Source organism: Roseovarius albus (assembly GCF_900172335.1).
Classification (GTDB): Bacteria; Pseudomonadota; Alphaproteobacteria; order Rhodobacterales; family Rhodobacteraceae; genus Roseovarius; species Roseovarius albus.
In genome coordinates this window covers 24,403-46,297 of the sequence record NZ_FWFX01000018.1, presented here as the reverse complement: position 1 = coordinate 46,297, position 21,895 = coordinate 24,403, and the positions used below count along the sequence as shown (strand labels likewise).

General features: G+C 53.6%; 19 protein-coding genes and 1 pseudogene. 4 read left to right on the top strand and 16 right to left on the bottom strand.

The window, feature by feature from the left end; genetic code table 11:
• The first annotated feature begins 112 nt into the window (after window positions 1-112).
• Window positions 113-736: a Crp/Fnr family transcriptional regulator gene (locus ROA7450_RS19350; RefSeq protein WP_085807608.1), complete on the top strand. Its 624-nt coding sequence runs from the start codon at window positions 113-115 to the stop codon at window positions 734-736.
• A 47-nt stretch (window positions 737-783) separates the two neighbouring features.
• Here ROA7450_RS19350 and ROA7450_RS19345 read toward each other — a convergent pair whose 3' ends face one another.
• From ROA7450_RS19345 to ROA7450_RS19310, 8 genes are all read right to left on the bottom strand, one after another.
• Window positions 784-1,665, bottom strand: a complete 882-nt coding sequence (locus ROA7450_RS19345) for a hypothetical protein (RefSeq protein ID WP_085807607.1) — start codon at window positions 1,663-1,665, stop codon at window positions 784-786.
• A gap of 184 nt (window positions 1,666-1,849) precedes the next feature.
• Window positions 1,850-3,013 (bottom strand): adenylate/guanylate cyclase domain-containing protein, encoded by a 1,164-nt coding sequence (locus tag ROA7450_RS19340; protein ID WP_234999602.1) that lies wholly within the window; start codon window positions 3,011-3,013, stop codon window positions 1,850-1,852.
• 225 nt (window positions 3,014-3,238) lie between these two features.
• Window positions 3,239-3,625, bottom strand: coding sequence for a Na+/H+ antiporter subunit G (locus ROA7450_RS19335; protein WP_085807605.1), 387 nt, complete (start codon window positions 3,623-3,625; stop codon window positions 3,239-3,241).
• Between the two features lie 7 nt (window positions 3,626-3,632).
• The gene (locus ROA7450_RS19330; protein ID WP_085807604.1) at window positions 3,633-3,902 is read right to left on the bottom strand and encodes a K+/H+ antiporter subunit F; all 270 of its coding nucleotides are present in this window, start codon (window positions 3,900-3,902) and stop codon (window positions 3,633-3,635) included.
• Window positions 3,899-4,396: a Na+/H+ antiporter subunit E gene (locus ROA7450_RS19325; RefSeq protein ID WP_085807603.1), complete on the bottom strand. Its 498-nt coding sequence runs from the start codon at window positions 4,394-4,396 to the stop codon at window positions 3,899-3,901. The genes ROA7450_RS19330 and ROA7450_RS19325 overlap by 4 nt, the downstream gene beginning before the upstream one ends.
• Complete coding sequence (locus ROA7450_RS19320) at window positions 4,396-5,922, bottom strand: monovalent cation/H+ antiporter subunit D (RefSeq protein ID WP_085807602.1); 1,527 nt, start codon at window positions 5,920-5,922, stop codon at window positions 4,396-4,398. Before ROA7450_RS19320 ends, ROA7450_RS19325 begins: the two co-directional genes overlap by 1 nt.
• Complete coding sequence (locus ROA7450_RS19315) at window positions 5,919-6,278, bottom strand: Na+/H+ antiporter subunit C (RefSeq protein WP_085807601.1); 360 nt, start codon at window positions 6,276-6,278, stop codon at window positions 5,919-5,921. Before ROA7450_RS19315 ends, ROA7450_RS19320 begins: the two co-directional genes overlap by 4 nt.
• A complete protein-coding gene (locus ROA7450_RS19310) occupies window positions 6,278-9,148 on the bottom strand; it encodes a monovalent cation/H+ antiporter subunit A (RefSeq protein WP_085807600.1) in 2,871 nt (956 codons plus the stop codon). The genes ROA7450_RS19315 and ROA7450_RS19310 overlap by 1 nt, the downstream gene beginning before the upstream one ends.
• 182 nt (window positions 9,149-9,330) lie before the next feature.
• Here ROA7450_RS19310 and ROA7450_RS19305 point away from each other — a divergent pair.
• Window positions 9,331-9,996: pseudogene (locus ROA7450_RS19305) on the top strand (IS6 family transposase).
• Here the strand turns inward: ROA7450_RS19305 and nadC are convergent.
• The 4 genes from nadC to ROA7450_RS19285 all read right to left on the bottom strand — a co-directional run bounded on the left by nadC (window position 9,938) and on the right by ROA7450_RS19285 (window position 14,276).
• Window positions 9,938-10,807 carry a carboxylating nicotinate-nucleotide diphosphorylase gene (nadC, locus tag ROA7450_RS19300; protein WP_234999601.1) on the bottom strand — a complete coding sequence of 290 codons (870 nt, stop codon included), beginning with the start codon at window positions 10,805-10,807 and terminating at the stop codon, window positions 9,938-9,940. The pseudogene ROA7450_RS19305 and the gene nadC overlap by 59 nt on opposite strands.
• A gap of 3 nt (window positions 10,808-10,810) precedes the next feature.
• Window positions 10,811-12,349, bottom strand: a complete 1,539-nt coding sequence (locus tag ROA7450_RS19295; protein WP_085807599.1) for an L-aspartate oxidase — start codon at window positions 12,347-12,349, stop codon at window positions 10,811-10,813.
• On the bottom strand, window positions 12,346-13,317 hold the full coding sequence (gene nadA, locus ROA7450_RS19290; RefSeq protein WP_143534540.1) for a quinolinate synthase NadA: 972 nt from the start codon (window positions 13,315-13,317) through the stop codon (window positions 12,346-12,348). The genes ROA7450_RS19295 and nadA overlap by 4 nt, the downstream gene beginning before the upstream one ends.
• A 77-nt stretch (window positions 13,318-13,394) precedes the next feature.
• Window positions 13,395-14,276 (bottom strand): NUDIX hydrolase, encoded by an 882-nt coding sequence (locus tag ROA7450_RS19285; protein ID WP_085807597.1) that lies wholly within the window; start codon window positions 14,274-14,276, stop codon window positions 13,395-13,397.
• 523 nt (window positions 14,277-14,799) lie between these two features.
• Here ROA7450_RS19285 and ROA7450_RS19280 point away from each other — a divergent pair.
• Both ROA7450_RS19280 and ROA7450_RS19275 read left to right on the top strand, forming a co-directional pair.
• Complete coding sequence (locus tag ROA7450_RS19280; protein ID WP_085807596.1) at window positions 14,800-15,639, top strand: hypothetical protein; 840 nt, start codon at window positions 14,800-14,802, stop codon at window positions 15,637-15,639.
• A 413-nt stretch (window positions 15,640-16,052) separates the two neighbouring features.
• Window positions 16,053-17,114: a magnesium transporter gene (locus ROA7450_RS19275; RefSeq protein ID WP_085807595.1), complete on the top strand. Its 1,062-nt coding sequence runs from the start codon at window positions 16,053-16,055 to the stop codon at window positions 17,112-17,114.
• Window positions 17,115-17,129: 15 nt separating this feature from the next.
• Here the strand turns inward: ROA7450_RS19275 and ROA7450_RS19270 are convergent, their stop codons facing one another.
• The 4 genes from ROA7450_RS19270 to mgtE form a co-directional block, all read right to left on the bottom strand.
• Window positions 17,130-18,902 (bottom strand): SLC13 family permease, encoded by a 1,773-nt coding sequence (locus tag ROA7450_RS19270; RefSeq protein ID WP_085807626.1) that lies wholly within the window; start codon window positions 18,900-18,902, stop codon window positions 17,130-17,132.
• 73 nt (window positions 18,903-18,975) lie between these two features.
• Window positions 18,976-19,791: a TIGR00282 family metallophosphoesterase gene (locus ROA7450_RS19265; protein WP_085807625.1), complete on the bottom strand. Its 816-nt coding sequence runs from the start codon at window positions 19,789-19,791 to the stop codon at window positions 18,976-18,978.
• Window positions 19,792-19,924: 133 nt separating this feature from the next.
• Window positions 19,925-20,491, bottom strand: a complete 567-nt coding sequence (locus ROA7450_RS19260; protein ID WP_085807594.1) for a 5-formyltetrahydrofolate cyclo-ligase — start codon at window positions 20,489-20,491, stop codon at window positions 19,925-19,927.
• Entirely contained in the window at window positions 20,488-21,879 is a 1,392-nt protein-coding gene (gene mgtE, locus ROA7450_RS19255; protein WP_085807593.1) for a magnesium transporter, read from the bottom strand. The genes ROA7450_RS19260 and mgtE overlap by 4 nt, the downstream gene beginning before the upstream one ends.
• Between the last annotated feature and the right edge of the window lie 16 nt (window positions 21,880-21,895).

Genomic DNA, 21,895 nt, shown 5'->3' with positions numbered 1-21,895 from the left:
GGATCGGGACCCTGAAAACGACTAAAACTGTACATTTCCGCGTGGAAGCGGCAACAAGACTTTAGCGCTTGACCTGATTTTGGCTCGACCGGCGCATTAGGAGATTAGGCCAATGGAATTTATAACCACACACCACACTATCGAGGCCGTTGGATGGATCGCTGTTTTGTTAAAATTGGCGACGTTCTCCATGACTTCGATGGTCTGGCTGCGTGTCCTCGTGATCTTGTCGTCAACCTGCTTCATCATTTATAGCGCTTTGTTTCAAATCTGGCCGCTCCTGGCGATTGAAGTGATTTTGCTCGCCGTCAACGCTTATCGCCTCTATGAACTCATCGCGCTACGCAGATTGGTGACGCATATGACGGACGAGTCGGAACCTGATTTCTCTGCCGCCATGGCTTATGGCAAGAAACGTGTCATTCAGTCGGGCGACGTCCTTTTCGAAAAGGGCGATCCGGTTGACAGCCTTTATTATCTGGCCGAGGGCCGTGTTGAAATCGAGGGTCAAAATGTAACCGTGCCTGCAGGAAATATTTTTGGCGAGATGGCGTTCTTCAACAGCAGTGCCGCGCGAATGGCGACGGTTCGATGCGTGGAGGATACGGTGGTTTACGAACTCAACGAAAAGCGCTTTACGCGATTGCAATATGAAGATCCCAAATTCGCCATGGGCGTAATGCGTTTGGTCACCAAGCGGCTTGTGGCGAACGCAGCGCAAACGCAGGAGACTTAGTCCGAGTAAAACCAGCTGGGGATATTCCCTTTCTCAATGCGGCTGATTTAATCGTCGCCCTCAAGGCTCGTCGCCCCCCAAGGACCAGAGAATGGTCCAAGTGTGTTTTCACGGCAAGAGACTTGAGACACACGGCTATAGAGTTGCTTAATCAATTCTTTGCCGTCTGGGGTTTTCCCCAGATGCTCAAGTGCCGGGCCAATCAATGGTTCTACCTGTTGATGAAAAAATTTCGGAAACTGCTCTAGCAAATCCATAGGCGAGCTATAGCCAAGTTTCGACGCAAAGCCAGTTTCCACGAATTCTTGGTAAAGTCCGCTGATCTTTCGAAAATAGTAGGGATCAGCAATCTGACCAATCAAGTCCGCAGCCCGCACCAGCGCAGGTTCGCTCTCTAAGCAGGCAAAAGCTGGATCATCTGGCACGGGAAAGCGAGTGTATTCGATGGCCTGTGCGATACGCTCCGGGTCTATGAGATCACTCCCCGCAAAGCGGTGGCGGGCATAAATCTTGCCTCGATCAACATGGTAGGGCGCAAGGTAGGCATCGGTGGCTCCGCGTGGCGGGAAAACCCGCTCTCCGGTATCGTTGATGACCACCTCATTGGACGTGTCTCCATCGCAAGCGCCGCGCGTAAAACCGATGTCATGGATTAAAAGAGCCACGATGTAATGCAACCAATCCTCTGGATGCACGGTGCTTGTTTTATGCTGTCCCATAATGATCTGCTGGCCAACCAGCGTGACCATCATCGTATGTTCTGAATTGTGATATGGTGCGTCGGAAGTACTAATATGTTCGAGTGTCTTGCGCGCAGTACAATTTAAGAAATCTGCGTACTGTGTCTTCTGATCCGGAAAAGCTTGCATGTAAGTTTCAGCAAGGTGATCGCCAAAAACAGCAGCCAACACTGTGGCGGGATCGAACATTATTGCATTCCCAACATCGCTGAAAGGCTCCGAGGCAGCTTAGCATAAGTTGAGGTCTTATCAACCAACCTAGACGTTTAACGGCTTCACTATTCTTCTATGTGAAAACATGTGGTTTCTTCGCTCGCACCGCACACAAGCTCCAAATCAATCGTACTTCGCTGCCTAGACCTTCCGTCTTTGTTTAATGAGGTGGCTCGATAAGCGTGAACAACTCTATTGGATCAGCTAGGCCACGTATTGCGTATGAGCCGCAGGGGGAAAACAGATCAGGAGAAACATTTGCTACAGCCGCAGTGGCTAAAATTCTGGAACCAACTGTTTTGGTCAACCCTTCAATCCGGCTTGCTAGATTGACCGCTCCGCCAAGCACAGTGAAATCTAGCCTGCCGGGGCTTCCGATGTTGCCATAACTGACTTGTCCAACATTAATCCCGACACCGAAGTCCAACGACGGCTGGTTGGCTTGGTTTCGATTGACGTTGAGAGCAGTAAGACCGGCGATTGCATCTTGTGCAGCGCGCGCTGCGTTTCCACACTGTTTTGCACGATTGGCGCGGTCTGAAATCGGAAAAATTGAAAGAATTCCGTCTCCCATGAACTTAAGAACGTCGCCCCCATGTTCCTCGACGGACTGAACAACCAAGTCAAAGTACCCGTTTAGCGCCTCAAAAACACGTTCTTCGGGTGAATTGTCTGACATTGCGGTAAAGCCACGTAAGTCAGAGAACATGACTACGGCCTCAATGGTTGTGCGTTCTCCGCGTTTGATGGTGCCGTTCCAAACGGCTTCGGACGGGCCATGCCCGAGATACGTACGCAAGAGGCTTTTGGATGACTTGCGCATGGTCACGGGTTCAAGCGCACAGGACAGAGCAGGTAATGTCGCTTCGATCATCTCGAGATGCTGCGGCAAGAACCCATCCTGATCCTGCGTCACAAACGTACAGCCGTGCAGCGATCCATCACCATAGTAGAGCAGGGTGGCGTAGTAGTCTGTGCCTCCAAGCTCGGCGAATTCTACATACGAGATGTGTTCAGTTTCGGGGTCAAGTTGGCGCAGACTTTTGTGCAGGGGCTTTTTGTGCTGCAAGATGTACTCGAATGAACTGCCAACGTAGCTATCTGTCAGCGTCGTTTCATGAGTGACGTCATAGCTTTCAGCTCCATCAGGTGTCCAAACTACGCCCCAAGCAATAAGCAAGGGATTGGCGAAACGCTGACCAATATTGGCACGCCAAAGCGGCACACCGGCTTCAATCAGTGCAGAGCAAAAATGCGACACGACTTTGACAGGGTCGTCCGCGCAACGACCTTCTTGAATCATCCAGTCGGTGAGCTTGACCATGTGTTCCATAGCATCAAAATAGTTGCAGAATTAAGTTACGCCTAGAGATTACTTCTGATGGGCATTGTCAGAGGAACGCAGGTTGAAGCGAGCAGGGTGGTGATTTCGTGTTCGTTTCTAACGAAAAGAGCACCATACAAATACTTTAAGACCAGTCCCGAGTTTATACGCCTAGCCGTGATGTCGTATGTCCGTTCTCCACTTTTACGCTGATGCCATTGGACCTCAATTCTTGCTGTGGTCCGGTACATTCTCAACTTGTTCGACGGCATGGGTGGCCCACAGCGCGTCTTCTCCAGCATCGGGAAGGTCACTGGGTTTTTCGTGGCGATGAATATGCCATTTGGCGATGAAAAGGGCCGTGATCGGAGCCGTCAGGAACAAAAACAGAGTAATCAAAAGTTCGTGGAGCGACAAGTGCTGCTCAATAAACACAGAGTGGAAAATCGAAGCCAGCAGAACACCGCCAACACCCAAAGTTGTCGCCTTTGTCGGTGCATGCAGCCGGGACATCGGATCTTTCAGTTTTATCATCCCAAAGGACCCTACAAATCCAAATATTCCCGACATGATCAGGAATAAGGCAATCAGAATTTCGAAAATGAATCCCATTCCGCCCTCACTCGATGATGTTGCCGCGCAGCATAAACCGCGCGTAGGCCACTGTTGAAACAAAGCCAAGCATGGCGATAATCATGGCGGCTTCGAAAAAGATTTCAGTCCCCTGATCCAGACCGTACAGAATAATCAGGGCGATCATGTTGATAACCATGGTATCTAGAGCCAGAACACGAGTGCCGACCCCATCCGCAGTAATTATCCGCCATAGACACATCATGATCGCGGCACCGAAACAGGCGAAAGCAAAGTAGATTGCAAAATCGATCATTCGAAAATCTCCTTTAGACGGCGTTCATAACGTTGTTTGATCTGGTCGCGGACTTCATCGGGGTCGGGGGCATCAAGGCAATGGACCAACAGGTTATGCCCTTGTGCCGACAGATCGCAACTAACTGTCCCCGGAGTCATAGTGATGGTTCCAGCCAGGACAGTGATTGCCTCGGGCGTGCGCAGTTCCAATGGGATGCTGACCCAGTTGGGTTGACGGTCGGCATCGCGTTTGAACAGGATAATGCGTGCGACCGTGATATTGGCCATCACGATATCCCACAAAACCACCAGCATATATTCCGCAATCATCGGCCAGTTGCGAAGCTTGGGGCGGTCCGGCCAGTAGGGTTGCGTTATGAAAGGGATAATCACACCAAGTATCAGGCCGAAGACCAAAGAGTTCAGCGAAGGTTTGTTCGCAAGCAGCATCCAAACCACTGTCAGCAAAAGAGTTAGATGAGGGTGAGGGAAAATTCGGCGAAGCAGTTTCATTAACCTTCCTCCCCCAAAACGGCGGCGATGTAGTGTTCTGGTGCGAACAATTGTTCAGCAGTTTTTCGTGTATATTCAAGGGCAGGGCCCGCAAACAAGGTCAACAGAACCAGCCCCAGTACTGCGCCGAATATCGCCGTGAATGCCAGGCCCGGTAGCGGCTCTGGTGTGGGGACATCTTCGCTATCTCCCTCGGGCGCATATTCTGCGCTCTGGCTTTTCCAGAAGATCAACGATCCGGCCCGTGCCAGTCCAACGATGGTAATGAAAGAGCCGATCAGGACTACGGCCCAGATGGCGCGCGCGTCGGCTGCGTCGCGCGCGGCATCCAAAACCAGCAGCTTGCCGATAAAGCCGGACAGCGGCGGCATACCCGCTAGCGCTACGGCACCGACAAAGAAAAGTGCCGAGATTAACCCGCTTTGGGGCATCGGTGACTTGGGCGCAATCGAGCCACCTCGCCGTTCCATTACCATATCTGCCACAAGGAACATTAAGGCTGTCGCTAATGTGGAATGAAAGATGTAATACAGCGCCGCCGCCGCGGCCTGCGGTGTGAACAGTGAGATCGCGATCAGCAATGTCCCCATCGAGGCAATAGCACAAAATGCCACCATGCGTGCGATGTGTTGGGCGCCTAAGATACCAACCACACCAACGGCAAGCGTTAACAACGCTGCAGGTTGTAGCCACTCGCCAATCAGTCCTTCTGTAGCGGCGACCTCGGGGCCGAATGCCAGTGTATAAACGCGCAGAATGGAATATGCGCCAATTTTGGTCATGATTGCGAACAATGCCGCGACTGGTAGGGGAGCGTTGGCATAACTGGCCGGTAGCCAGAAGTGTAATGGCAAAACAGCTGCTTTGATGCAGAAAACCAGCAATAATAGTACAGCGCCAACACGCAATAGGGCAGTATCTTCAGCAGGCAATTCGGCTACCCGCACGGCAATATCTGCCATGTTTAGCGTTCCCGTCACTGCATATATCGTTCCTAAGGCGAACAAAAACAGGGTTGAGCCCAGCAAATTATAGGTGACGTATTGCACCCCGGCTTTCAAACGAACAGACCCGCCGCCATGTGTCATCAACCCGTAGGACGCAATCAACAGGACTTCGAAGAATACAAACAGGTTAAAGGCATCCCCGGTCAAGAAGGCACCGCACACGCCCATCAGTTGAAAGTGGAACAAGGCGTGGAAATGTTTCCCCCGATTATCCCAACCCGAGGCAATTGCGTAAAGGACAATTGGCAAAGCCAACAGCGCAGTTAGCAACACCATCATCGCTGACATGCGATCGAGAACAAGGACAATGCCGAATGGCGCAGGCCAGTCACCAAGTTCGTAGACCTGTATATCCCCACCCGAGGCTTGAGCGGTGATCGTCAGGGCAATCCCCAGCAGACCAATCACGCCAGCGACCGAAAAAATGCGTTGCAAGTCCAAGTGATATCGCAGGACCATAACGATAAACGGGGCCAGGACCGCGGGCAGGACGATCGGCGCAACGATCCAGTGGTTCATGCGTCTTCTCCTGCATTGTCCACGCAATCTTGCGCAGTCATGTCGATATGGTCATCCTTTGAGGAAAGATAGGCACTGAGCGCGATCATCACGATCACCGCTGTCATGCCAAAAGAAATCACGATGGCTGTCAAAACCAGAGCCTGCGGCAGCGGATCGGTATAGGGTACGTCCGCGTATTTATTCAAAACTGGAGGCGCGTTCAGTGCAAGGCGTCCAGTCGCAAACAAAAACACGTTCACCGCATAAGTGATCAAAGACAAACCCAGGATAACCGGGAAGGTTCGACGCCGAAGGATCAAGAATATTCCCGCGGCTGTCATAACACCTACGGCAGAGGCTACCAGCGCTTCCATCAGGCCTGCTCCTTCTCTTGATCTTCTTCTGGCGGATTATCACGCAGCGGGTTGATATCCATCGGGAATTCCTGTGCCATGCCTGGCTGCCACGCAAAGCGGGACAGGCTTTCCAGTGCCAGCATGACGGCCCCCAATACGGCAAGGAACACACCTGTGTCGAACAGCATGGCAGTCGCCCATTCAAACTCTTCCAAAGGCGGCCAATTGATGTAACCAAAGTCGCTTGTCAGGAAAGGCCTTTCGTTGAACCACGCGCCTATCCCCGTCGCTGCGGCAATCAAGACACCCCAGCCGATGCAGCCGTGATAGTAAAATCTTTGTCGTTCAATCGCCCATGTGTAACCACTGGCCATGTATTGCATCAGGAACGCAATGGCGACAATCAAACCTGCAATGAAGCCACCACCCGGTTGATTGTGTCCCCGGAAGAAGATGTAAGCGCCAACCATTAGCGCAATCGGCATCATAACGCGGGTCACCACCACCATCATAAGGGGATGCGAGTCACCGGATTGAGGCCAATGTGGCTTTCGGTTCAGAAGATAAGCGCGAACATTTGTTCCAAGTACAGATTCGGTCAGCGCGAAAATGATCAGAGCGGCAATACCCAAAACGATGATCTCGCCAAAGGTATCAAAGCCCCGGAAATCCACGAGGATCACGTTGACTACGTTGGTTCCGCCGCCACCTTTGTAAGAATTGGCCAAATGGAAATCTGAGATTGTCGGAAAGGCAAAATCTCGCAACATGAGGGCGTAGATCAAAGCACCAGCCCCCAGACCCGCAAATACGGAAATCACAGCATCTCGCCATCGCCGTGGTGCCGAACTGTCCCAAGGTGTTTCTGTTGGCAGAAAGTTAAGGGACAACAGCAGCAAAATCATCGTCACCACCTCGACCGAGATCTGTGTCAGGGCAAGATCCGGAGCCGACAGATAGTTGAAAGCAATTGACACGATCAGGCCAACGACCCCAATTAGAACAAGCGACAATAGTCGGTTGCGGTGAAACCACATGATCGCGAGCGTCGCACCAACCAAACAGATCCATCCGATAATCGGAATAATCTGAGCGGGCAGGGGGTCACGAGTTGCGACACCAATAGTACCTGTAGAATAGGCGTAATACCCCAAGCCGACCGTAAAGGCGACGAAGATGATTGCGTACCGGCTGATGACACCATTGTGCAATTCGTCCGTGATCCAGCGGCTCAATGTTGTCATAGAGCGGATGACAGCATCGAAAATCACTTTTGCCTCAGGGCGGGGTAATGCATTCCATAGCTGTTCACCTCGTTTGTGCAGGCTCAGCAGGAACAGACCGCCCAGGGTCGCAACGATCGACATGTACAGGGCCGGTGTAAACCCGTGCCAAATTTTAAGCGAGTAGTAGGGCAGTTTCTCTCCGCCGATGACAGCACTGGAGACCACGGCCACCAATGGCCCGACGATTGCTGCGGAATAAAGGCCGATTAGTACCACCAGCACGACGAGGAAGGCCGGTGCCAACCAAAGCCCAACCGGAGGATCATGTGGATGTGCGGGATAGTCCTCTCGCGTTGGGCCCAAAAAGACATGGCTCACAAAGCGGAAGGAATAGGCTGCCGAGAACAGCGCCGCTAGGACCGCAAGACCAGGTACTAAATAATGTGAGTCCAGCCACGTGGTGTGGGCCGTCTCTTCCAACATCATCTCTTTGGACAGGAAGCCATTTAGCGGCGGCAGACCTGCCATCGATAGGGCTGCAATCGTCCCAATTGTAAAGGTAATCGGCATAAGGTGCCGCAAACCGCCCAGCTTTTTCACATCCCGTGTACCAGTTTCATGGTCGATAATTCCTGCGGTCATGAACAAAGCGGCTTTGAATGTTGCGTGGTTGATGATGTGGAGTATGGCTGCAACAGCAGCGAACTTGGTGCCAAACCCCAGCAGCATCGTGACAAGACCAAGGTGCGAAACGGTCGAAAACGCTAGTAGCGCTTTGAGGTCATCCTTGAACAGGGCGATCACGGCACCGATCAGCATGGTCACCAGTCCGGTCGTTGCGACAATGTAAAACCAGGCGTCTGTGCCAGCCAGTACCGGCCACATCCGTGCCATTAGGAATAGCCCGGCCTTCACCATCGTTGCAGAGTGCAGGTAGGCCGAAACCGGCGTCGGCGCGGCCATCGCGTGCGGCAGCCAAAAGTGAAAGGGAAACTGCGCTGATTTGGTGAAGCAGCCCAGTAGGATCAGGATTAGAGCAGGCAGATAATAGGGTGAGCCTTGGATCAGGTCCTTGTTTTGCAAAATGATGCTCAGGTCATAAGATCCTACGATATTGCCGAGGATCAGCATCCCTGCGATCATCGCCAATCCACCCGACCCGGTGACAGCTAACGCCATCCTTGCACCCTGTCGCCCCTCGGGCAGGTGTTTCCAATAGCCAATCAACAGGAATGAACTGAGAGATGTAAGCTCCCAGAAAACGAGCAGAAGAAGGATATTGTCAGAAAGGACGATTCCCACCATCGCGCCCTGGAAAAGCAGAAGATAAGTATAGAATTGACCCATCGGGTCTTCGCGCGAAAGGTAGAAGCGCGCGTATAGAATAATCAGCAAGCCAATTCCGAGGATTAGCAGGGCAAATAGAAATCCCAGTCCATCCAGCATGAAGTTGGCGTTCAGCCCTAGCTCTGGGATCCAATCAAATCGGGCTGTAACGACGTCGCCCCGCATGACGCTGGGGATGTGAATCAAAAGGCCCACAAGCGCAAGAAAAGTGGTGAGGCCCGCAGCAGACGCCGCTGCGTTTCTACCAGCCCGGATCAACAAGGCGGGGAAGACTGCGCCGAGAAAGGGAAGGGCCGCGATGAGGAATAGGGACAAGTGCGATACTCCGGACTAAGCGGTCAAAGTGGTACCAATTTTGTAAAGATAATTTTCTGATTGTCCAGATATTGCAAGTCGGCATTGCTAGAGAAACCCAATTTGAAGCGGGTAGGAAGGTAAACTAGCATCTCGCCAAGAGGAAAAGCTCCCTAGTCGAGTGCTTCAAAAGGCGCCCTGAGATCATCCGCTTGAACGTTATGTGGTACATACGCATCTCCCTTGCTGCGCAATGTCGAAGATTTGCTGCATGAACGAGGGATCGAGATCAACCATGAAACGGTACGATTTTTGTGGGACGGGATCGGCCCAACCTTCGTCGCCGCGATCGATAAGCGACGGATGCCGGGAATGGAATCCAGAAAATGGCGCTGGCATTTGGATGAGTGTTTCGTGAAGTTCAATGGCGAGCGGCACTATCTTTGGTGAGCCATTGATCAGGATGGTGCGATGTTGGCAATCTTCGTGGCCATGAAACGCGACAAGAAAGCAGCTTGAATATTCCTAAAGACAGTAATGCTCAAGCACGGACAACCAAAGGAGCTTGTGACCGACAGACTACGTTCCTTCAATGCATCACCGAAGGAACGTAGTCTGACGGTCGGCTGATAACTGGCCGGCGTTTAAACAATTGCGTGGAAATTTCACATCTTCCGTTTCGACGACGAGAGCAGGCAATGCTTCGCTTTAGGCGTATGCGAAGTTTACAGAAATTCGCATCCCTTTATGCCTCAGTTTACAACCTCTTCAATTCGGAACCCTGTATCTATTCAAGGCCGAACTTCAAGCTCAGCCGCGCTTTGCGACGAAATCCAAACCGATATCGAGACTGGGCGCACTGTGAGTGATCCAGCCCATCGAGATCAGGTCGACCCCGGTTTCAGCGGTTGCCCTCACACTGTCCGGGGTTATACCACCCGAGGCTTCGGCAATGGCCCGCCCGTCGATCATTCTTACCGCCTCGCGCAGGGTTGCCAAGTCCATGTTGTCGAGCAGCACCGCATCGACACCGAGTGCCAATACCTGAGCCAGTTGCTCCAGCGTATCGACCTCGATCTCGATCTTGACCATATGACCAACCGCCCGCTTGGCCCTACTTAGGGCCGGTTTAACGCCACCGGCAATGGCGATATGGTTGTCCTTGATTAGGATAGCGTCACTCAGGGAATAGCGGTGGTTCATACCACCTCCTGCACGCACGGCATATTTTTCAAGCGCGCGCAGACCTGGAGTCGTCTTGCGGGTGCAGACGATGGCAGCGCGCGTGCCTTCAATTCGGCGCACCAGATCAGCAGTTACACTGGCGATACCCGATAGGTGTCCCATGAAGTTGAGCAAGGTGCGCTCGGCGATTAGAAGGCTTCGTGACGGCCCCACGAAAGTTGCAATCACCGTGCCAGGCGCGACAGGATCGCCGTCATCGACATTGCGGATTATTTTGATGGCCGGATCAACCAGAGCGCAGGCCAGTTCGGCACAGTCCAGACCGGCAATGCAGCCAGATTGACGTGCGCGGGCCACAACTTCCGAGGTGTGATCTGTTGGAATGACCGCGGTGGCGGTGACGTCACCGGCGAGGCCTAGGTCCTCATCAAGCGCACGGCGGATCACCGGCTCTAGCAATAGTCGGGGCAACGGTGCAAGGGGCATATCGGTCATAGTTCAGGCGGTCCTCAACAGGGGTTCTTGGCTGGCCGAGTGCGCATGGATCAGGATCTCGGACAGGGTCATCATATTTGATTGAGCTTCGGGCGCAGCGTAAGGAAAATCGCTGCGGCAATGCCCACCACGCGATTCTCGACGCAGATCGGCAAAGACCGCGATTGAAAGTGCCACGAGGGCCGGGTCAGAGGCGCAACCGCCAGTTTCGACCAACGGCAACAGATCCGAGATGGCACGGCGTAGCCCCATGCCGTCGCGGATCACCCCCAGATGTTGCGAAACCAAAGGACGGACAGAGCTAAGGTTGGAAACGGGCAAAAAATCAGGGTCGGGGGATGTCTGCAGGGTTCGCATCTTTCGCCCGGCAATGTCGCGCGCAGAACGGCGCCCCATGACCACAGCTTCCAGCAAAGAGTTGCTGGCAAGACGGTTGGCACCGTGCAGGCCAGTATCCGCACATTCGCCAATAGCCCAAAGGCCGGAAAGGGTGCTGCGTCCGTCCTTGTCAACGGCGATGCCGCCCATATGGTAGTGCGCCGCCGGGCGTATCGGGATTGGTTCGAGTGCCGGGTCAATACCATTGCTGGCGCACAGGGCATGAATGCCAGGGAAACGCTGGGCAAAACCGGACCCAAGCGCTGCGCGGGCGTCAAGAAATGCTCGCCCGCCATCGGAGATGACCTGATGCACCGCACGAGCAACCACGTCGCGCGGGGCCAGTTCAGCGCCCGGAACATGTGCCATGAAGCGCTCGCCAGTTTGGTTGATCAGGGTCGCACCCTCACCTCGAACGGCTTCGCTCACCAAAGCCAGTGGAGTTTGCGGGGTATCCAGTGCAGTGGGGTGAAACTGCATGAATTCCACATTACGCAAGGCCGCCCCGGCGCGCGCCGCCATCATAACACCCTGGCCAAAATTGCCCGCAGGGTTGGTACTGGCCTCGAACAAACCACCGCAACCACCTGTTGCCATGATGACCTGAGCGGTGCGCAGAACCTCGGTATGACCATCTTTTTGCAAATGAATACCGGTTACGCGCCCGTCGGACGTCACCAACCGCCGGGCTTCGACACCGGTTAGGCAAATGATCGAGGGGCAGTGCATCACGGCCCTTGTCAGGGCAGACGTAATTTCGACGCCGGTGCGGTCGCCGCCCACATGTAGGATGCGGCAGTGGGAATGTGCAGCCTCGTGCCCAAAGGCAAAAGCACCATCTGCGGCTCTGTCGAAGCGAACACCATGACTCTCCAAAATGGTGATTGCATCTTGTGCTTTAGAGAGAATACCCGAGGCGATGGTTTCGTCGCATAGACCATCCCCAGCCCGCAATGTATCGGCAAGATGTTGAGCAGGACCGTCATTAGCGTCTAGGGCGGCGGCAATTCCCCCTTGCGCCCAGGCGCTGGAGCATTCCTGCCCCAGCTCTGCGCGTGTGATCAGAACCACCGGTTGCGGTGCAAGTTCCAGTGCTGCCATCAGCCCGGCAATTCCACCACCGATGATGGCGGTCAGGCCATGAAGCCCTTCGAGTTGGATCATTTCACCGCCAGCATCCGCTCCACTGAGCGGCGCGCATCTTCGGTAATGGCCGGGTCAATGGTGACTTCGTGACGGTTGAATTCCAGTGCTTCGCGGATGTTGCGCAAGCTGATGCGCTTCATATGTGGGCAAAGGTTGCAGGGGCGTACGAATTCTACTTCCGGGTGGTTCAGTGCCACATTGTCGCTCATCGAGCATTCAGTCAGCAAGCAGACTCTCGCCGGTTTTCTCTCGCCAACGAAATCCGACATCACGGCGGTGGAACCGGAGAAATCCGCTTCGGCCACCACCTCTGGTGGACATTCTGGATGGGCGAGCACCGTGACTCCGGGCCATGCGTCGCGCATGGCCCGGACATCGTCAGGAGTGAACAGTTCGTGCACTTCACAATGCCCATGCCAGGCGATCAGTTCAACATCGGTTTCCTTGGCTACATTTTTGGCGAGATACTCGTCAGGGATCATCAGCACACGCGGCACACCGAGGGATTCCACGATCTTCACCGCATTGCCCGAGGTGCAACAGATATCCGATGCCGCCTTTACCGCTGCCGAAGTGTTAACATAGGTAATCACTGGCACTCCGGGGTGGGCTTCGCGCAAAAGAGCAATATCCTCGGGTGTGATGGAATCCGCCAGCGAGCAGCCCGCCGCTGTGTCAGGGATCAGCACTGTTTTTTCGGGATTTAGCAACTTGGCGGTTTCGGCCATGAAATGCACGCCGGCCAACACGATGACATCGGCATCGACCTCGACTGCTTCGCGGGCCAAGGCAAGGCTGTCGCCCATGATATCAGCGACGCCGTGAAAGATTTCCGGCGTCTGGTAGTTGTGGGCCAGGATAACGGCATTCTTCTCGCGTTTTAGTTCGAGGATGGCTTCCAGATCCTCTTCAAACAGCATCCATTCGGGTTGCGGGATGATCTGCTTAACCCGGTCATAGAGCTCCGGAAGGCGAAAATCTCTCATTGGCTTCTCCATTTATACTCGAATCGAGTACATCGAAGCTGTGATTATTCTCGATTTGAGATTATGTCAAGCGAGGTTCAGGACCTGGAGAGAGGCAACCTCGCTCCCGATAACATGCGGGCCTCAAGAATGGCCGGCCGATAACGAAAGAGACGCGCCGGGCGGCCGCTGGCGCCGCTGGACACTTCGCTGGTCTCTTCAACGAGTTCCTGCTGATCGATCTGGCGGCGGAAATTGGGTTTGTGCAGGTGCAAGCCAGACAGCGCCTCGACCGTGCGCTGCAACTGTAGCAGGGTGAAGCTCTCGGGCATGAGTTCGAACACCACCGGTGAATACTTGATTTTGGCCCGCAGGCGCGAGATTCCGGTGGCGAGGATGCGGCGATTGTCGCTCGCCATGGGGCGACCGAATTCCGCGCCATCGACCAGCCCAGCCTCATACATCAGCTCGTAGCGCTGCAGTACAAGTTCCTCGTTCCAGGCTTTGCCGTTCAGGCCAAAAAGATAGTCGACACGCTGAATTCGCATTGGATCGTCACCCGCCCACACGATAAGGCGCTTAGTAATGCGCGGCAATTGCTCGGGGCTGCGATTGCGATGATCTTCCCAAGGGAAGTACTGATACCAGCTGTGCCAGGCCGGGTGTCCTGCTCCAGCGGCGTCCTGTTCGCGCACCAGACCGAGATAGCCGATCGAGATGCGCTGAGATGCGGCTGCGTATTCGGAACGCGGATCTCGATCCTTGTCGGCAAAGGTGTAGAGCTGTTCGAGATAGCCCACCGGATGCCCAGTCTGCGCTTCAATCCAGGCACGCAAGCCGCTCTGCAGGCTACGATGCGAGGATTCGAATGGACCAGAGGGCAGGGCCTCACCGCCGCGCAGCGTCATTACACGTGGTTGATTGTCAGTCACGGCAGCCAAGATGGCGATCAGTTCGATAGGGGCGAGTTCGTTGAGCAAGAAAGAACCTGTTGTTTAGTGTCGATAGGCGTTGACCTTCAAGCTACTTTCTAACCTAAAATTCAAGTATTTGCTTGCTGAAAATGCCAGGAGCGAGGGACTCTCCTCAGATGGCGCATTTCACCCGAACCGCGACTCTCTGACTTTCGGGCAGAGTCCGTGCTGAGCTACGCAATTAAGGGGCAATTCATTGAAGCTACACCATGCTTGCTAAAGCTCATTTCGGTTAGTCTGGGTCGCCCCGGCTTGAAATGATCCTCGCTGACCGACAAACCTGTCTCAAAATTCAATTGTATGCAAACAATCAAAAAGTACGAAGAAGCCGCATAAAAACTGATCAATTACCGAGATTCTTTAAAAGATTGCACAATTCTTTGCTTGCCATCTGGGCATTCTTGATTACCACCGGACTGAGGATCAATTTGAAATTTGATTAATTCCGATGCAATGCGCATGCTAAGGGTAGGCGGCCCGTATCAGGGCGATGTAATTAGACATATATGTCGAACAAGAGGTAGGATTTATGCTCGAAACAGGCATTGTGCTCTCGACGCAGTACTTTTCATTCGTTGCTGTAATTTTTTTAATCTTATTAAGTTTACCTCTGTCCGCGTTTCTTGGCTGGGTTACGGGACATCGCATATATCAAAAGTTAGGCTACGACGAACACCCACCTAAGAGCATTCCAGGCGCTGCTACAATGAGCGCCATGTTAGCCCTCCTCGGGCTACTGACAGCCTTCACATTTGGCTTCGCATTGAACCATGCGCAGGCTCGCAAAGCTGCTCAAGTTGACGAAGCAGCAGCTCTAACCACTGCTTTTCTTCGCGCGGATTTATTGGAGGGAGCAGAAAAATTAAATCTACAAGAAGTGATTTCTGAATACGCAATTACTCGAGCCACCGATGAAAACATCATGGCATCTAAAGAAGTGCTGAATGAGTATCTGCAGTCAACCATCGAGATCCAAAGCAAACTTTGGCCTGCGACAATGAACGCAATTAAGGGAAACACCGAGCCCCCAATAAAAACTTACGTTGCGAGCGGTGTCACTGACGTGCTTGACACTCATACCTATCGCCTCGCTGTTGGATTGGACGCTATACCTCCTGCTGCAAAACTTATGGTGTTACTGTATGCAGCTGCAACGTTGTTTTTTGTAGGAAACCATGCTGCCTTGTGTGGCAGAAAACTTACATGGCGGGCATTTGTTTTTGCGCTTGCCTTGGCAGCCATAATGGTAGCCATTGAAGACTTTGAACGCAGTAGAGAGGGCCTAATTCAGCTCGATACTACAATTATGAAAATCGCAATTGAGGATATTAACGCGATGCTCGTTCTGCGTAGAACTGGCGGCATTTAGCGCGACATTAAACATCAGTATAGCTGAATCAAATATGTCGGACTGGAAAGGATGCCTGTTATCCGGCGTGTTCTGCCAACTTGAAAGAAAACCCCATAATCGTTCTCACCTCGTATTCCTTTCTGGTTTACCATGAGCGAAAGACTCTCGCTTAGTTAAACATTGCTGCCTGTCTCAATGATCGTGACGGCTTACAGAATGCGTTTCTGACCCGGCTTCAGGCGCGTGTGCTTGGGCCTCCGTTGAACATGATTGGCAATTGAGTCACTAAAGGTGCAACTTTCTATAGGTTTGGCGCCGATCCAGCATGTCATGTTTTTTGATCATTGGACCGCACTTAGCCAAAGTAAGTGTTTACTTGGATAGATCATCAACATGTAAGATTGAAGAAACGGTTAGCTGAGGGATGACGAGTGACTGAAAAATCTGAACCCACTTTACAGTGGTACGGTGTTGCCACAGACGGGAAATCCTCTGACGCGGTCATCGATTACGATGTGCAGGACGACACTGCAGGCGCAGTGATGCGCAGACGCTTTGTTTCGGTGCTGCCCCAACATTTGATCGGCGAGTTGACCGAGGAACTGCGCAAGTTTGCAACAGAGCTTGAACAACTCGACGCCATTTATGTGGTTGATGACGACCGGAAATTGATCGGTTACTTGCGGATACGGGATTTGCTTTTGCTCCCCGATCAGACGCTGGTTGGTGATGTTGTGCGCAAGGACTTGATCGCCGTAGATGCGGAAACGGATCAAGAGGACGTTTTGCAATTGGCCAATTCTCGTGGCTTGCGCGTGATCGCTGTACGGGACAGTGAGGGGCATCTGATTGGTAGTGTGACGCCTGAAGAGGTTTCAGAAATTGCGCAGGAAGAGGCCGATGAAGATATGAAGCTTTTGCTCGGTATATCTCCTGACGCTTCCTCGCAAGATACTCCACGACAGATCGTTCGCCGCCGCTTTCCCTGGCTCGCTGGTGGTTTGGTCGGGGCGTCAGTAGCTGCTGTTGTGATTGGGTCATACGAGGATGCGCTGGAAGAGGCTGCTATTCTTGCAAGTTTTATTCCTATTGTGATGGCCATGGCAGGCAACGCGGGCATTCAAGCCTCGACACTTTCGGTCCAGGGGCTTGCTTCAGGTGCTATTGCTCCAGGAGATATCTGGCGACGTTTGGGGCGAGAGGTTCTGGGTGCGCTCATGAATGGGGCCGCAGTTGCGTTGATTGTGGCCTTTCTGATTGCAGCGGCGGAATTCATTTTTGATATACCTGATCCACTCTATCTGGCGCTATCAGCTGGGTTGGCGCTCATCATAGTGACCACCCTGGCTAGTGTTGTCGGTGCTGTAGTCCCCATCATTCTGGATCGCTTCAATCTTGATCCAGCGGTCTCGACTGGGATTTTCATCACAACATCCAATGATGTGTTTGGCGTTCTTGTGTTCTTTTCGATCGCGTCAAAGCTCTATATTTGACTGCCAAGTTGACGATTACAGCGGCCAGAGCAGTGGAATCAACGCCGAGGCCAGCAGGCCCATCGTCAGATTCAAAGGTATGCCTACACGCATGAAGTCTGTAAATTTATACCCCCCTGGACCGTAAACCATCGTGTTCGTCTGATATCCGATTGGTGTAGCGAAACTAGCGCTGGCGGCGACCATGACGGCAACCACCAGTGGCCGCGCGTCGATGCCCATGGCATCAGCAAGGCCGATGGCAATGGGCGTAACCACCACGGCGACGGCGTTGTTACTGACCAGTTCGGTTAGAACTGAGGTCAACAGGTAAACAGCCCAGACGATCAAAAAGGCAGGGAGCATGGAGAGGAATGGTGCGAGTGCGCCGACAATCAAGCCCACCGCACCAGAGGCTTCAAGTGCGGCCCCGACGGTAAGCATTGAGAATATCAGGGCCAGCAATTGACCATCAACAAAGGAAAAGGCCTCATCAGCGTCTATACATCGCGTGATGAGCGTCAAGGCCATCGCGACAACGGTCAGGAGCAAGATTGGAGCCACGCCAAGGGCGGCCATGATGACGATGCCCGCAAGCGCCAAGACAGCCAGCGGTGCGTGACTCCGGCGATAGGCACGGGCCGAGGGTTTCGAGACGTCGAGCAAATCCATTTCACGCGACAGGCGTTGGATGTCTTCTGGTGCGCCTTCTAACAAAAGTGTGTCGCCGACGCGGACCACAAGATCATCAAGTTGGCGACCAATATTTTGATTCCGGCGATGTACCGCGAGTGGATAGACGCCAAACCGGCGACGCAAACGTAGCGCGCCAAGGGTGCGGCCCACCATTTTGCATTCCGGGGTGATCAGCACTTCGACAGTGGTGGTTTCCACGGCAGATACCTGATCCATACGTTTCAGGCTTTTGTCCCGCTGCAGGCTGAGCAATTCGGTCATTCGAGTTCTAAGGACGACCCGGTCACCGACTTGCAACTCAACGCCTTGGAGGTTGCGCCGCAAAGAGAGGTCGCCTCGGATCACGTCAATCAAGCGCACGCCTTCGCGCTTGAACAACTGCACCCCCAGTACTTCGCGTCCGACGAGGTTGCTATCTGGTGGAATGACGGCCTCAGTGAAAAACTTCATCTTTGACCGATCTGAAAGCATATCCGCCATGCTTTCCCGATCGGGCAGCAGATATGGAGCAACAAAACGTAAGTAAATTGCACCGTAGATGACCAGACAAATGCCCAGTGGCGTAACCTCAAAGATAGAAAATGGCTCTTGTCCGTGGGTCCGTGCTACACCGTCGACCAGTAGGTTGGTTGAGGTGCCAATAAGTGTCAGCGTTCCACCCAGAATGGCCGCATAGCTCAGAGGGATCAGCATTTTTGAAGCAGTTAGCCCGAGTGTTTTTGCCAGTTGTACGACGACAGGGATCATCACCACAACAACCGGTGTGTTTGAGACAAAAGCTGAGGCAACGACTACAAAGGATAACAACATCACGACGGCAAGCTTCGGATTGGTTCGCGCCTTACTGTCCGCGATAGATGTAAATGCATCCAGCGCTCCAGTTCGTACCAAAGCACCCATGATCACGAACATGCCTGCAATGGTCCAAGGTGCTGGGTTTGCCAGTACCTGTAGGGCATCGTCGTAGGGCAAGACACCAAGAGCGAGCAAAGTTGCCGCTCCTGACATCGCGACCACTTCGGTGGGATAGGTTTCGCGGATGAACAGGATGAACATCCCGATCACAACTGTCAGTGCGATCACTGCCTGTGCCGTCTGCGGCAAGTCAATCAAACCTGTCAAAATGATGCAGATCCCTTTGTGTGTCTTGTGATCTTTGCCTAACTGCCGGAAAGGGGCAAGGCGCTTATTCAGGGCCGCTTTGCGACAGACGCCCGCCCTGACGGATCATCGAGACCTTGATGGCCTTGCCGGTCTTGTCGTCGGTTTCCACATAAAGGCCGGACAGCGTGGCTTCACCCTCAGCCGGGGTAAAGCGCGCCTTGGGCATGCCGGTGACAAAGCGGCGCATAGGCTCAACGGGATCCATGCCGATAACACTTAGATAGTCGCCGCACATGCCGGCATCCGACTGGAAGGCAGTACCTTTGGGCAGGATCTGAGTATCGGCTGTGGGCACGTGTGTGTGGGTTCCGACAACAACACTGGCGCGTCCGTCGCAGAAATGACCCATGCCCATTTTTTCGCTGGTCGCTTCGCAGTGAATATCCACCAAAACGGCCTGAACCGCGCCGCCCAGTGGATGTGCACGCAACACGGCGTCGGCGGCGGAAAAAGGGTCATCAAACGGGCGTTTCATGAACACCTGTCCCAGCATTTGCGTGACCAAAATCTTGCGGCCTCGGCGGTCTGAGAACACCCGATACCCACGGCCCGGGGCGTCTTTGGCATAGTTCAGGGGGCGGATGATGCGCGACTCACCCTGGATGAACTGCAGCATGTCCTTTTGATCAAAGGCATGGTCGCCCAGCGTGATACAATCAGCCCCGGCATCCAGCAATAGTTTGGCATGTGCACCGCTTAGCCCCATGCCGCCGGTGGCGTTTTCACCATTGATCACGACAAAATCCAACCGCCAATCGTCGCGCAGACGCTGCAGGTTTTCCACAACCGCGCGCCGTCCAGCACGCCCCATAACATCGCCAAGAAACAAAATCTTCATGTGATCGGTGTTAGGCAGGCCAGTTTCAAAGGGCAAGACAGGAGTGCGGATTTTCAGTCGTAAACGAAGTGCTATGCAAATTCAGCCCGAATTGTGGGCATTTAGCACACAGTTCCATTGGCGTCTGGTTATTTCACGAGCGATCGATATTGATGATCTCATTTTCAGTGATGATCATATCCAATTGCTGGTCTGTTGGCTCCAATGGTAGATTTTCAGCTTCTTGTGCGCCATAGGCAAAACCAATTGCCAGTGTCGCGCGTTTGCCGCGCAGAAGTTCCAGCGTGCGGTCATAAAACCCGCCGCCATATCCCAACCTCCCGCCATTACGGTCAAAGCCTACCAGCGGCACGATGACGATCTCTGGTTCAAAGAAATCATCCACCTCGGGAATCTGCGCTCCAAATGGCCCTTCTTTCAAGGAGCACTCCGGCTCCCACCGGGAGAACTTTAACGGCAAGCCAGCCCCTTCAATGACCGGAACGCCAACAGGGCCATAAGCTGCTGCCTCTGCCATTGCGGGCAGGGGGTCGATTTCGGTGCGGATCGGCATATAGCCTGACATTGGCACGCCGCGATATCCGGCTAGAACCTCGGATAAGCGACCACTGCGCCCCGTTCCACCAGCGCCATGCGCCTCTTTGCGGCGGGCAAAAGCGGCCTTGCGTGCTGCGGCCTTGATTTCGGTTAGATCTGTCATAAAAGCACCACTGCTGCGAGCCCGAGAAAGGCAAAGAATCCAACTATATCGGTGACTGTTGTCACAAACGCACCGGAGGCGAGCGCGGGATCCACACCGACACGCTCTAAAAGCACGGGAATGACCGTGCCTGCCAGTCCGGCAACGACCAGATTGATGACCATCGCGGCACCAATGACATACCCCAGCTCTGGTCCGCCAAACCAGAAGATCCCGACCAATCCCATGACAATCGCAAAGATGACTCCGTTAATAAGTCCAACCAGCACTTCACGTCGAATAACCCGCCAGACGTTCCGGCCTGTAAGGTCTTTGGTGGCGATGGCACGTACTGCCACTGTCAAACTTTGTGTGCCTGCGTTGCCGCCCATAGAGGCGACGATCGGCATTAACACCGCCAAGGCGACCAACTGAGCAATCTCCTGATCAAACATCGAGATCACCATCGACGCAAGGATCGCGGTGACAAGGTTCACCGCGAGCCAGGGGAACCGGCCCTTGGCGGTTTCGATCACCTTGTCGCTTAGTGAATTTTCCCCGACACCAGCCAGGCGCATGATGTCTTCTTCGTGCTCTTCATCCAGTACGGCCATGGCGTCATCAATGGTGATCACGCCAACAAGGCGCTCATCTTCGTCTACAACCGGGGCAGAAATCAGATGGTACTGATTGAAGGCATAGGCCACGTCTTCCTCGTCTTGATTGACGGGGATGACATGAAAGCTGTCTTCGACAATGGTAGTGAGCAAAATCTCGCGGCGCGAAGCCATGAGCTTGCCCAAGGTGACATCCCCAACGGGGCGCATACGCACATCCACCAGGGTGATGTGGTAAAACTGCTCAGGCAGGTCGTCCTGGTCGCGCAGGTAATCAATCGCCTCGCCGACATTCCAATGCTCTGGTGCCATCACCACTTCGCGCTGCATCAGACGGCCGGCGGAGTATTCCGGATAGGTCAGTGAGCTTTCAACTGCAACGCGGTCGCTGTCTTCCAGAGCGCCAAGGATGGCCTCTTGCTGCTCGTCTTCAAGATCTTCAACCAGATCGACAACATCGTCGGTTTCAAGCTCGCGCACAGCGTCTGCCAGAACTTCGGGGTGAAGAATTCCAATCACTTCTTCGCGAAGGGAATCGTCCAGTTCTGACAGAATTTCGCCATCGAAGTCGCGGTCATATAGAAGGATCAGATCGCGGCGTTCCGAGCGGCTGATCTGTTCCAAAAGGTCGGCGATGTCGGCGGCGTGCAGGGGTTCCAGCTCTTCTTGCAATCGCGTCTGGTTGCCCGCTTCGACGGCTTCAATGATACGGTCAACGGCGTCCTCATCCAGCTCATAGGCGTCGTCGTCGCGATCATCCTCCAGATCTGGCTGGTCCGTCTCATCTACCATGTATGCCCCCTGTTCG

Excerpts from the sequence above, each read along its gene's own strand:
- ROA7450_RS19345 (WP_085807607.1), bottom strand. The coding sequence starts at position 1,665 with ATGTTCGATCCCGCCACAGTGTTGGCTGCTGTTTTTGGCGATCACCTT.
- nadA (WP_143534540.1), bottom strand. The coding sequence starts at position 13,317 with ATGAGAGATTTTCGCCTTCCGGAGCTCTATGACCGGGTTAAGCAGATC.
- ROA7450_RS19325 (WP_085807603.1), bottom strand. The coding sequence starts at position 4,396 with ATGAAACTGCTTCGCCGAATTTTCCCTCACCCTCATCTAACTCTTTTG.
- ROA7450_RS19260 (WP_085807594.1), bottom strand. The coding sequence starts at position 20,491 with ATGACAGATCTAACCGAAATCAAGGCCGCAGCACGCAAGGCCGCTTTT.
- mgtE (WP_085807593.1), bottom strand. The coding sequence starts at position 21,879 with ATGGTAGATGAGACGGACCAGCCAGATCTGGAGGATGATCGCGACGAC.
- ROA7450_RS19280 (WP_085807596.1), top strand. The coding sequence starts at position 14,800 with ATGCTCGAAACAGGCATTGTGCTCTCGACGCAGTACTTTTCATTCGTT.
- ROA7450_RS19265 (WP_085807625.1), bottom strand. The coding sequence starts at position 19,791 with ATGAAGATTTTGTTTCTTGGCGATGTTATGGGGCGTGCTGGACGGCGC.
- ROA7450_RS19330 (WP_085807604.1), bottom strand. The coding sequence starts at position 3,902 with ATGATCGATTTTGCAATCTACTTTGCTTTCGCCTGTTTCGGTGCCGCG.
- ROA7450_RS19315 (WP_085807601.1), bottom strand. The coding sequence starts at position 6,278 with ATGGAAGCGCTGGTAGCCTCTGCCGTAGGTGTTATGACAGCCGCGGGA.
- ROA7450_RS19320 (WP_085807602.1), bottom strand. The coding sequence starts at position 5,922 with ATGAACCACTGGATCGTTGCGCCGATCGTCCTGCCCGCGGTCCTGGCC.
- ROA7450_RS19335 (WP_085807605.1), bottom strand. The coding sequence starts at position 3,625 with ATGGGATTCATTTTCGAAATTCTGATTGCCTTATTCCTGATCATGTCG.
- ROA7450_RS19340 (WP_234999602.1), bottom strand. The coding sequence starts at position 3,013 with ATGGTCAAGCTCACCGACTGGATGATTCAAGAAGGTCGTTGCGCGGAC.
- ROA7450_RS19295 (WP_085807599.1), bottom strand. The coding sequence starts at position 12,349 with ATGATCCAACTCGAAGGGCTTCATGGCCTGACCGCCATCATCGGTGGT.
- nadC (WP_234999601.1), bottom strand. The coding sequence starts at position 10,807 with ATGACCGATATGCCCCTTGCACCGTTGCCCCGACTATTGCTAGAGCCG.
- ROA7450_RS19350 (WP_085807608.1), top strand. The coding sequence starts at position 113 with ATGGAATTTATAACCACACACCACACTATCGAGGCCGTTGGATGGATC.